Consider the following 8,993-nt stretch of genomic DNA (forward strand, 5'->3'; position numbering starts at 1 on the left):
CCTTCAGGGAGTCGATGCACCGGGTTGGTGGGGTGTCAGGCGGCGAGCTGGGCGCGGAGCTGCTCGGCGAGGTCGAGGACGTCGTCGACGGTGATGCCGGCCGCGCCGCCGCGGTAGCTGGTGCGGACCGTGCCAGCGTGGCGGGCGCCGGGCTCGCCGTCCCAGTCGGCGTCGGGGGTGTCGCTGAGGATGATGACGGTCTGGTCGAGGACGTTGGTGGCGTGGATGCGGTCGCCGGCGTCGGTGTGGTGGGCGAGCTTGTCGGCGAGGAGAGCGGAGTAGCCGGTGACCTTGGTGAGGGTTTCGCCGGTGGGCTTGGTGCGGGTCTTGATGGTGACGGCGGCGAGGTCGAGCATGGGCGTCTCCTGGCGGGCGGGGCGCTTCATGGCGCCGATGGCGATGCGGGCGGTGAGGGAGGCGCTGTCGATGACCCAGCGGCCGGCGACCTTGGTGGCGGCGACGACCCCGCGGCGGCACCAGGTGCGGACGGTGGCGACGGTGACCTGGGCTTCGGTGGCGGCGGCGGTGGTGTTCATCGGGTCCCCCTCGTGTGGCGTGACTCCATAATGCCTCACAGTGAGGCGTTGTGGCAAGGGGTTGGCCCAGAAACACGAAAAGAGGCCCGCCGCCCGGGGAAGTCCCCAAGCGGCGGGCCTCGTCGTCAACCACGGTGGGCGCCCCCCAATGTGGCGGGCCCACCCTACGGGCCGCCCGGATACTCCGGTAGACGTCGTGCGGCCAGCTTCCCCAGCCACGCCGCCCCCGCCTGCCGTGGCCCGTCGTTGCCCCGCAGCACCTCCACCAGCCGGTCCGCGGGCACCACCGGCACCCCCTCCACGAAGAACCCGCCGCCGTCCACCGGCGCATTGTGCACGGCGATCACCGGCTGCACGGTCACCCCCAACGCCCTCCCGATCAGCCCGGCCTCGTACCGCACGGCGCGCACCGACCGGTCCCGGGCGACCTTGCCGTGCCACAGCCGTCCGTCCATCCCGTGCACCGGGAACCGGCCCGACCACAGCTTCGAGTCGACCAGGAACACGAGCGCCCCGGGCGAGATGAGGACGTGGTCGGCGTTCGCGTGACGGGCGCCAGGGATGGCCCGGTCGTGCAACACGCGCCAGCCCTGCGCCTCGAGCGGCCGTAACAGGTCCGCGGTCCGCTGCTCACCGACCGCTCCGGCCTCGCAGTGGGCGGCACGGGCGTCCGCACGGCGTGCCGCACGGTTGAGGCCCAGCCAGGCCAAGACACGCCGCCACGGGCCCCTGCGGGCCGCCTGGCGCTGCTCCCGGCCCCACCGGGCCGCCGACCCACCCGCCGCGCTCACCGGTCGCCCCCGCTGCCCGCAATCAGCGCAGCCACAGCGATCCACCCCTTGTGCCACGCCTGGTCCATCAGGTAGCCGGCGTTCGGGTCCCGCTGAAGCCATCCAGCGTGCCCCGTCTCGGCGGCGAGGCGGACGATGCCCTTCGGGTCCTCGTCACGCCAGTGCCCGCCCTGCCGGTCGGCGACGTAGTGGGTGACGGCGGACACGGCGAGCCCGACCGCGGCCCGCTTCCACGACAGCCGGGCTCCGGTGACCCGGTGCACGGCGTGCAGGGCGACGGCCTGCGTGGCGGTGTAGGTGATGACGTGTTCGGCGCAGGCGATGACACCGTCACGGTCGGGGCGGCCCTTGGCGACGGCGAGCCGGTCCGTCTGCACCCAGTGGTCGGCGACCTCGTGCGCGGCGGCGAGGGCCGCGTAGGCGGCGGCGAAACGGGCTGCGGTCATCGTGCACTCCTCGTGGTGTTGTGGTGGGTTGGTGTGGTCGGGGGTTGTGTCTGCTCCAGCCACGCCCCCAGCGCCCGGTGCATCTCCGCGACCTGCGACCGGCCCAGCACCGTGTCCTCCGACCGCAGCGACAGGCGCAGCCACGGCCACGGCACCCCGTCCTCCGGCCGGTCGTCCCGGCCGTCCCGGGTGATGTGCGACGGCACCAGGGCGAGCTGCACCGCGTCGCCGTCGTCCCGCGGGTCGTCGTCGGCGGGCAGGACGTGGGAGCCCTGGTAGACGTAGGGCGGATCGTCCTCGAGGTCGAAGATGGTGGCCCAGATGCTCACGTGGTGGTCCTTCCGGCGTGGTGGGGTCGGGCGTGGGCGCGGCGGGGCCGACGGCTCCCGTGCCGGTGCTGCACTTCGGCCGCCACCCGCAGCACCAGCAGGGCCGTGGCCCCGGCTATCAGCATCAGCAGCCACCGGGGGCGGTCCGGTCCGAGGAGGCGCAGCCAGAGCAGGACACTGCCGGTCCCGGCGGCGGCCCCGGTGAGGGCGTAGGCGGTCAGGTGGAGGTGTGGGCGGATGCGACGCATGGGGGCCCCTTCCGGGCGTGATCGGTCTTGCCCGCCGGTGGCGGTGTGACGGTGAGTAGGCGCCCAACGGTGGGCAGAGGAGACTTTCGTTACGCTCTGTAGATCAGTCGTAGGACATGCCAACGTCTGTGAAGTCGCGGTAATGCGGGAACCGCTGGCGCAGCTTGGCGATGTGGTCGACGATCTCCTGCGTGTAGTCGAACAACTCCGTGCGCGGCTTCCGCAGGTTCGCGAATTGCTCATGGCGCAGCGCCTCTTGCGCGTAGCTTCCGGGCTCCGCCACGAGGAGCCGGATACGGTCCCCGGTTGGCCCGTTCAAGTCCTTGAAGCGGCGGCTCGCCGTTCGCGTCGTGCCGATCTTGACGAACCGGTCGTCACGTCTCCACGTGATGTAGTAGACGCAGCCCATCTCCTCAGCAGCGTCCGGAGCAACAGCACTCTGAGCAGGCGTTAAAGCCTCCCGGCTGCTGATGCACACCCTCGAGGCTTGCTGCGCCTTCTGAAGGCGGAAGATCTCCGCCATGTCGATTCGGGGTCCCGGCTTGGTTCGCTGAGTGAAGTAGCCATGGAGTGCCTTCCGGTGTTCCTCGCATACGGGGATGTCGGCGATGAACAACGCTGCCGGCGTGGAGCACTCCGTTGAGGCGCACGCGATGAATGCGGACATAGAGCCCTTCTCTGGAATGGTCGTGTTGCGTTTCTTCAGGTCAGGTGGTGGCGCGGTATCCGGCGTTCGCGCCCGGCGGCACCACGATGTCCTCGAGCGCGAGCACCCCCAGCGCGAGCGCCACCGCGACCGCCTGCGTCCGGTCCTGCGCCCGCAACTTCCTGCGGATCACCTGCATGCGGGACTTCACCGTCTCCTCGCTCAACCCGAGCGCCCGAGCTATGGCGCCGTTCGTCTTCCCGTTCGCAGCGAGCACGAGGGCCTGCCGTTCCCGGGCGGTGAGGTAGGTGCGGGGCACTGTGGTGAGGGCACGGGGGTGGATCCGCATGTGGTGCGCCGGGGCGGGCCCGCCACCGGTGGGGGTGGTCGGGCCCGGCCGGGCGGGGGCGGTCGTCACGAGCGGGCCCCGTCCCGGGACGCGTCGCCGGCGGCACTGTGGCCGGGGCACCAGAGGTGCGGCTTGTCGTGCCACTCGTGGGGGTCGTGGTAGTCGTCGTGGCCGCACTGCTGGACCCCGCTGGTCAGCTCCTCGCCGACCCGGGCGGCCGGCTCTTCGGGCCCGGCGAGGCTCTCCCGCAGTGCGGCGGCCCGCTCCGGCTCCAGCTCCAGCCAGTACGGCTCACCGGACGGCCCGGACAGCAGCACGGTGGTGGTGTCGTCGTCGCCGTGCATCACGTCGTCCAGGCCCCAGCGGAGGGGCGTGGGCTCCCCATCGGTGGCGGGCCGGTAGTCGTGCCGCTCGTCGTCCGGGCACGCCGTGCACTCGCCGGGCGTGACCGGGTCGTCGCCCTCCCGGTGCCCGGCACGGGAGTGACCGCACTCGGCGCACACGGCGGCCGGGGTCTTGTCGGCCATGCGGCGCCGCTCCTTATCCCCGGCCTCGGTGTTGGCCTTCGCCTCCTCCGCGAGACGCCGCGCCTCCGTGATCCACGCCTCCAGCAGGCCCACATCACCCCCCGCCACGGTCCGCTCGATCCAGTCCGTGTGCTCCTCCGGGTCCGGGCCCTCCTCGAACGGGCCCTGGAACCAGTCGGTGATCTCCGCCGCCTTGACGGGGGCGACCTCCATCAGGGCGTGCAGGGCGCGGGCGAACCCGGCCGCCTGGCATCCGGCGATGGCCTGCCATCCGAACGCGGACGGGTGCTTCGGGGACGGGGGGACGATGGTGCGGATGTGGAGCTGTGCGAGTTCGGTGAGGAGTTCTTCGGGGGTCTGGGTCTTCTCGGTGTCGGTGGTGTCGGTCATCGGGTCTCCAGGGTTGGGGGTCGCCCCACGGTCGGGGGCGGCTGGGCGGGTCAGGGCTGGGTGGTGCGGGCGGTGACGGCCCGCAGGGTGTGGGCGAGGAGGCGCGGCCCGAGCTCGAGCACGGCCAGCGGATACAGCAGAAACGCGGTCATCAGGCGGCCAACCCCTCGAGGTGGCCCTGGACCGGTTCGGGCGTCTCGGCTTCGGCGGCCTGGGCGGGCTCGTCTGCGCGCGGTGCCGGATCCCACTCGATGTGCGCGGTGGACCAGTTCCGCTCGCGCATCTCGTCGAAGGTCATGAAGTTCCGGCGCACCTCCCCGCCGATGGCGGCGGTCAGGGTCCCGTCCGGGTGCAGCACGCAGTCCTGGGTGCGGCCGTCGTGATGGACCCGGAACGGGCGCGGCCGGTCGGGGAGCTGCACCGGCTCGTGCACCGGCTCCACCACGGCCTGCACGGTCGGTGCGACGCAGTGCCGGCAGGTGCACTTCCGGCTCATGCCGCCCACCCCCGCGCCTTCCGGCCGAGGGCGATCAGCTGGGTGACGGTGTCCTCGCTGACGCACAGGTCCGCGGCGATGTCCGCGACGCCGTGCCCGAGGGCCGCCCGGTCCGCGCACATCTCGGCCCACGCGGCGACCCGCCGGTTCGAGGGCACGTAGTCGGCGCCGACCTTGATGTTCGGCTGCCGGGCGCGCTTCCTGCGGGCCGGCATGCGGGGCTCCGGCTCGGGTTTGCCTTCCCGCTCGGGCGGCATCCAGCCTGGCTCGAGCAGGAGCAGTTCGCTGGGGGCGGTGTCGGCGGTGACTTTCTGGTCGCACGGGACGGGGCAGGAGCCGCACAGGGCGGCGGCCCGGTGCACGGCCTGCTGGCGTTCCTGCGGGGTGCCGTCGCCGAACAGGACGATGTCGTACAGGGCCTCATGGCCCCGGCAGGGAAGTGCTCCGCTCATGGTCCTCTCCTGGGGGAGTTGTCGGACGAAGGGGGCGCCCCACCCCGCCGGGGGGGTGCGGGGTGGGGCGGGGTGCCGCGCCGGGGGTGCGCGGCCGGGAGCGGCCCCCGAGGGGTGGGGGCCGCGGGTCAGTGCACGGAGTGCGGGTAGTTCTTCGAGCCGTCCACGACGTAGCCCTTGCCGTCGCAGTGGCTGCACGCGGCGACCGAGGCGGCCTCCACAACGCCGGTCCAGTGCTCCACCTGCTGCTCCCACAGGGCCAGCGCCTGATCGTAGGTGTCGGCGGCCACCCGGTCCGGGATCGGCAGCGTCAGGGACCGGGACACCGTCACGTGCACGTTCCGGCCCGACTTGAGCGGCTGCCCCTTGCGGCCGGTGTACGCCCGCCACTCGGTGCGCGGCTCGTCGTACGGGACGCGCACGCTGACGTACACGCCCGGCCGGTCCTGGAAGTTGTGGAAGACGTGCTCCACCCGGGGCATGCCCTTGAAGACCCGCATCAGGTGAGAGAGCAGGCCCGGGATGTGGCCGGGAAACAGGTGCCGGTACTCGGGCCGCTCGGTGAGCACATGAGGGAGCTGGGCGACCCACTGCGGCTCGTTCGGGGCCGGCGGCTCCCGGCCCTCCAAGACCATGACCGGGCCGTCGTACACGTGCTCTAGCGGCGGCTGCTCCTCGGCGACGCTCGTGTAGAACGACCACAGGGAGTCCTCGTCGTCGTCCACACGGTCGTTGAACTGCTCCACGGTGAGGGTGGCCGGGTAGCGGACCGACTCCACGGACGAGTCCTTCAACCGGTACCCGGTGGTCTTCGGCCGGGGCTGCGCGGTGGCGGTGAGTCGGGTGGCCTCACGGTCGGTGGCCCACCAGTCGCCGTGTAGCGCGGTCATGGGCTGGCCGTCGGCGAAGACCGCGAAGTCGGTCGCGTACCGGAAGGTGTCGGGCTTGGGCAGGTGGTAGAGCCAGCGGCCGTCGGGGTGCTTGAGGGCGTACACGGTCACGGTGGTGGGGCCTTTCGTTCAGTGCTGGTAGTGGTCGGAGGGGCTACGGGTCAGGCGGTCGACGGGTGGGCCACCGGGCGGGACGCGCCGGGGGTGCCGACGGCCTCGCACAACCGCGCCCAGTGCGCGTCCTGCTCCGCTACGGTCCACGGGCCGGAGGACGGCGCCGACTCCGGGCGGGACGGGATCAGTTCGGCGTAGAGGGCGTCCAGGGGGCTCAGGGCAGTGGCCATGCGGGGCTCCTACTGGTGGTAGTGGTCGGACGGGGCAAGGTCAGGCGGCGGGCCGGTAGGGGCCCCAGGAGCCGCGCATCGTGTAGTTGAACTGGTGGTCCTCGATCTCGACCGGCAGGTCCGACCACACGAGGTGGGTGATGCCGAGCTCCTCGGCGGCGGCGACGCGGTGGTGGCCGTCGACCAGCCAGGGCTGCCCGTGGCTGGTGCGGATCATGATGGGGAGGGCCATGCCGTCCGCACGGATCTCCTCCAGGAGGCGGGCGTAGTGCTCGGACGTGCGCTTGTGGGGCAGGACGTCCCGCACGTACAGGCAGTCCGGGGTGTCGTCGTCGTCCGGGGTCAGCATGTCGAGGACGTCGGCGACGGCGATCATTCCGAGCATTGGGGGCCTCCTGCGGTCAGTGCTGGTAGTGGTCGGACGGGTCGTCGGCGGGGAGGTGGTGGCGGGTGCAGTCGGGTGCGTGGATGCTGGCGGCCGCCTCTTCGGGGGTGGCGCCGCAGTCGCAGGGCATGCGTGGGCCCTTCAGGAGGTGAGGTGGGCCCGGCCGGGGGAGGCCGGGCCCTGGGGCGGTCAGGCGGTGCGGGCGTAGGCGGCGGCCTTGGCGAGCATCCCGGGCACCTCGTCCGCGCCGGCACCGAGCCAGCCGGCCAGCGCGCACCAGATCTTCGGCGCCTCACCCGGCTCGTAGTCGCGGTCGGTGTCGTCGGCGGCGGGGACGCGGAAGGTCTCCACGGCGTAGGGGGCCCAGCGGTTGGTGGGCTCCTCGGTGGCGACGATGAACACGGTGCCGACGCGCTGGACGTCGAGGATGCGGGCGTCGGCCGGGGTGCCGGCGGCGGTGAGGGCGCGGCGGGCGATGGACTCGCGGAGCTGGGCGATGCGGGCGGTGGTGGTCATGGAGGCCTCGCAGGGTTGGGTGCGTGGGTGGGGCTGGGATGGGTTCCACCGTACCGCGCTACGCATGGCAGTGCAATGCGTAAGGCGGGATTGGGGGTACGGGCACACGAAAAGGGGCCCGACCCGCAGGCCAGACCCCTCACCGCACGCCGCTCGCCTCTAGAACGGCGGCTCCTCCCCCCACGCCCCCGCGTCCGACGTACCCGACGCCGGCGACGTACCCGGCACACCCGACGCCCACGGATCCTGACGCCCCTCCCGCGACGACTGACGCCGCGTCTCCTCGTACCGCTGACGCCCCTGCCCGGACCCGCCGGTCTTCTCCACCCGGGCCGTCGCGAACCGCAGAGACGGGCCGATCGAATCCACCAGCAGCGACGGACCCGACCGCTTCTCCCCCTCCCGCGTCTCCCACCGCTCCGTCTTCAACCGGCCCGACACCACCACCTCCATGCCCTTCTCCAGACTGTCGGCAATGTTCTGGGCGTGCTGCCCGAATAGCTTCCCGTCGATGAAGAACGAGTCACCGTCGACCCACTGGCCGCTGTCGTCCTTCTTCCTCGCGTTGAACGCCAGCCGCACCTTCACGACCGCCGTGCCCTGCGCAGAAAAACGCAGCTCAGGCGTGTCGATCAGCCGGGCCGTTCCGTTCAGCATCGGCAGACTCATGCCACTTCCTCCATCTCGTTCTGCTTCATTTCCGTACGAGCCGCACGCGAGTTCGCCGCATGCCCGGCCACCCACTCCCGAGACGTCTCCGTCGTCACACCGCTCCGGGCCGCCCGCAGCGGACCACCGAACTGCCGATAGCTCAGCCCCCGGCAAATCGACCGGATCGTCTCCCGGTTCACGTCGTACGACATCGCCAACGCGAGGTCCGTCGCCCCCGCACGCGACTTCTTCCGGATCGCCACGACCTCGGCCTCCGAGAACCGGCGCACCGACGGCTGCGCCAGCGACGGAAACTCCCGCCCGCCGCGCTTGTACCGCTTCCGCATCCGGTTCACCCGGTTCTCTGCGGTCCGCTCCTCCCACCCGTGCAGCCGGTCGACGTCCGCGAGCGTCATCCCCCGGCCGACACAGATCTGCACCCCGGCCAGGAAGTCCGCATCCTTGACCTCCGCAGTGAAGCCCTGCACGAACCGGTTCACCGCAGCGTGGTCCACCTCCTGCGCGGCGTCGTCGACCGGCTGCGCCAGCCGCTCCAAAACCTTCCGGACCGTCGTCATGTTCGTACCCAGGGCAGACGCGATCTCGTGCGCCGACGCGTTCCGGCCCACCAGCCGCTGCACCTCCTCCAGACGCGTACCGAGGATCCCGTCAGCCGCGGTCGCGTAACCCGGGTAGTTGTGCGACTTGCTCCTCGGGCTGCTCGGCTCCGGGATGACGATCGGCCGCACCGCTTTCCGCTTCATCGCACGCCGGTCGTCCTCAGCCAGGCCGCCCCACACGCCGGCCTCCTGCCCGGTCTCCAGCGCCCACCCCAGGCAGCGCTCGATCACCGGGCACCGGTAGCAGATCTTCTTGGCCTCGGCTTCCTGCGCGATGGCCTGAGGGCTGTGGCCGACCGGGAAGAAGAGCTCGGGGTCCGCGGTCCGGCAGGCGGCAGCGGTACGCCAGTCACCGGTGGCGGGCGTCAGGCCGGTCA

At 72.0% G+C, this 8,993-nt stretch carries 15 protein-coding genes and 1 pseudogene; all 16 read right to left on the reverse strand.

Annotation, left to right across the window (positions count from 1 at the left end; all coding sequences use genetic code 11):
* Positions 1 to 35: 35 nt before the first annotated feature.
* A complete protein-coding gene (locus ACTWJ9_RS33185; RefSeq protein ID WP_443296223.1) occupies positions 36 to 536 on the reverse strand; it encodes a hypothetical protein in 501 nt (166 codons plus the stop codon).
* A 164-nt stretch (positions 537 to 700) separates the two neighbouring features.
* The gene (locus tag ACTWJ9_RS33190; RefSeq protein ID WP_443296224.1) at positions 701 to 1,327 is read right to left on the reverse strand and encodes a nuclease-related domain-containing protein; all 627 of its coding nucleotides are present in this window, start codon (positions 1,325 to 1,327) and stop codon (positions 701 to 703) included.
* Complete coding sequence (locus ACTWJ9_RS33195; protein WP_443296225.1) at positions 1,324 to 1,773, reverse strand: hypothetical protein; 450 nt, start codon at positions 1,771 to 1,773, stop codon at positions 1,324 to 1,326. Before ACTWJ9_RS33195 ends, ACTWJ9_RS33190 begins: the two co-directional genes overlap by 4 nt.
* Entirely contained in the window at positions 1,770 to 2,102 is a 333-nt protein-coding gene (locus tag ACTWJ9_RS33200) for a hypothetical protein (protein ID WP_443296226.1), read from the reverse strand. The genes ACTWJ9_RS33195 and ACTWJ9_RS33200 overlap by 4 nt, the downstream gene beginning before the upstream one ends.
* The gene (locus tag ACTWJ9_RS33205; protein ID WP_443296227.1) at positions 2,099 to 2,350 is read right to left on the reverse strand and encodes a hypothetical protein; all 252 of its coding nucleotides are present in this window, start codon (positions 2,348 to 2,350) and stop codon (positions 2,099 to 2,101) included. The genes ACTWJ9_RS33200 and ACTWJ9_RS33205 overlap by 4 nt, the downstream gene beginning before the upstream one ends.
* 103 nt (positions 2,351 to 2,453) lie before the next feature.
* Positions 2,454 to 3,017, reverse strand: a complete 564-nt coding sequence (locus ACTWJ9_RS33210; RefSeq protein ID WP_443296228.1) for a GIY-YIG nuclease family protein — start codon at positions 3,015 to 3,017, stop codon at positions 2,454 to 2,456.
* Positions 3,018 to 3,057: 40 nt separating this feature from the next.
* Complete coding sequence (locus tag ACTWJ9_RS33215) at positions 3,058 to 3,414, reverse strand: response regulator transcription factor (RefSeq protein ID WP_443296229.1); 357 nt, start codon at positions 3,412 to 3,414, stop codon at positions 3,058 to 3,060.
* The gene (locus ACTWJ9_RS33220; protein ID WP_443296230.1) at positions 3,411 to 4,262 is read right to left on the reverse strand and encodes a hypothetical protein; all 852 of its coding nucleotides are present in this window, start codon (positions 4,260 to 4,262) and stop codon (positions 3,411 to 3,413) included. The genes ACTWJ9_RS33215 and ACTWJ9_RS33220 overlap by 4 nt, the downstream gene beginning before the upstream one ends.
* A 151-nt stretch (positions 4,263 to 4,413) precedes the next feature.
* Entirely contained in the window at positions 4,414 to 4,758 is a 345-nt protein-coding gene (locus ACTWJ9_RS33225; protein WP_443296231.1) for a hypothetical protein, read from the reverse strand.
* On the reverse strand, positions 4,755 to 5,210 hold the full coding sequence (locus ACTWJ9_RS33230) for a hypothetical protein (protein WP_443296232.1): 456 nt from the start codon (positions 5,208 to 5,210) through the stop codon (positions 4,755 to 4,757). The genes ACTWJ9_RS33225 and ACTWJ9_RS33230 overlap by 4 nt, the downstream gene beginning before the upstream one ends.
* Before the next feature lie 128 nt (positions 5,211 to 5,338).
* A complete protein-coding gene (locus ACTWJ9_RS33235; RefSeq protein ID WP_443296233.1) occupies positions 5,339 to 6,211 on the reverse strand; it encodes a hypothetical protein in 873 nt (290 codons plus the stop codon).
* A gap of 50 nt (positions 6,212 to 6,261) precedes the next feature.
* The gene (locus ACTWJ9_RS33240; RefSeq protein ID WP_443296234.1) at positions 6,262 to 6,444 is read right to left on the reverse strand and encodes a hypothetical protein; all 183 of its coding nucleotides are present in this window, start codon (positions 6,442 to 6,444) and stop codon (positions 6,262 to 6,264) included.
* Between the two features lie 40 nt (positions 6,445 to 6,484).
* On the reverse strand, positions 6,485 to 6,829 hold the full coding sequence (locus tag ACTWJ9_RS33245) for a hypothetical protein (protein WP_443296235.1): 345 nt from the start codon (positions 6,827 to 6,829) through the stop codon (positions 6,485 to 6,487).
* A 189-nt stretch (positions 6,830 to 7,018) separates the two neighbouring features.
* A complete protein-coding gene (locus ACTWJ9_RS33250; protein WP_443296236.1) occupies positions 7,019 to 7,345 on the reverse strand; it encodes a hypothetical protein in 327 nt (108 codons plus the stop codon).
* A 159-nt stretch (positions 7,346 to 7,504) separates the two neighbouring features.
* Positions 7,505 to 8,014 (reverse strand): single-stranded DNA-binding protein, encoded by a 510-nt coding sequence (gene ssb, locus ACTWJ9_RS33255; protein WP_443296237.1) that lies wholly within the window; start codon positions 8,012 to 8,014, stop codon positions 7,505 to 7,507.
* A gap of 725 nt (positions 8,015 to 8,739) precedes the next feature.
* Positions 8,740 to 8,985 (reverse strand): annotated as a pseudogene (locus ACTWJ9_RS33260) (WhiB family transcriptional regulator); the annotation flags it as partial.
* Between the last annotated feature and the right edge of the window lie 8 nt (positions 8,986 to 8,993).

Source organism: Streptomyces sp. GDS52 (assembly GCF_052246875.1).
In the GTDB taxonomy this organism is placed as follows: Bacteria; Actinomycetota; Actinomycetes; order Streptomycetales; family Streptomycetaceae; genus Streptomyces; species Streptomyces cathayae.

What these genes read in the sequence shown, in the direction of transcription:
- ACTWJ9_RS33185 (WP_443296223.1), bottom strand. Translation starts at nt 536, where the DNA reads ATGAACACCACCGCCGCCGCCACCGAAGCCCAGGTCACCGTCGCCACC.
- ACTWJ9_RS33195 (WP_443296225.1), bottom strand. Translation starts at nt 1,773, where the DNA reads ATGACCGCAGCCCGTTTCGCCGCCGCCTACGCGGCCCTCGCCGCCGCG.
- ACTWJ9_RS33205 (WP_443296227.1), bottom strand. Translation starts at nt 2,350, where the DNA reads ATGCGTCGCATCCGCCCACACCTCCACCTGACCGCCTACGCCCTCACC.
- ACTWJ9_RS33210 (WP_443296228.1), bottom strand. Translation starts at nt 3,017, where the DNA reads ATGTCCGCATTCATCGCGTGCGCCTCAACGGAGTGCTCCACGCCGGCA.
- ACTWJ9_RS33220 (WP_443296230.1), bottom strand. Translation starts at nt 4,262, where the DNA reads ATGACCGACACCACCGACACCGAGAAGACCCAGACCCCCGAAGAACTC.
- ACTWJ9_RS33225 (WP_443296231.1), bottom strand. Translation starts at nt 4,758, where the DNA reads ATGAGCCGGAAGTGCACCTGCCGGCACTGCGTCGCACCGACCGTGCAG.
- ACTWJ9_RS33230 (WP_443296232.1), bottom strand. Translation starts at nt 5,210, where the DNA reads ATGAGCGGAGCACTTCCCTGCCGGGGCCATGAGGCCCTGTACGACATC.
- ACTWJ9_RS33240 (WP_443296234.1), bottom strand. Translation starts at nt 6,444, where the DNA reads ATGGCCACTGCCCTGAGCCCCCTGGACGCCCTCTACGCCGAACTGATC.
- ACTWJ9_RS33245 (WP_443296235.1), bottom strand. Translation starts at nt 6,829, where the DNA reads ATGCTCGGAATGATCGCCGTCGCCGACGTCCTCGACATGCTGACCCCG.
- ACTWJ9_RS33250 (WP_443296236.1), bottom strand. Translation starts at nt 7,345, where the DNA reads ATGACCACCACCGCCCGCATCGCCCAGCTCCGCGAGTCCATCGCCCGC.
- ssb (WP_443296237.1), bottom strand. Translation starts at nt 8,014, where the DNA reads ATGAGTCTGCCGATGCTGAACGGAACGGCCCGGCTGATCGACACGCCT.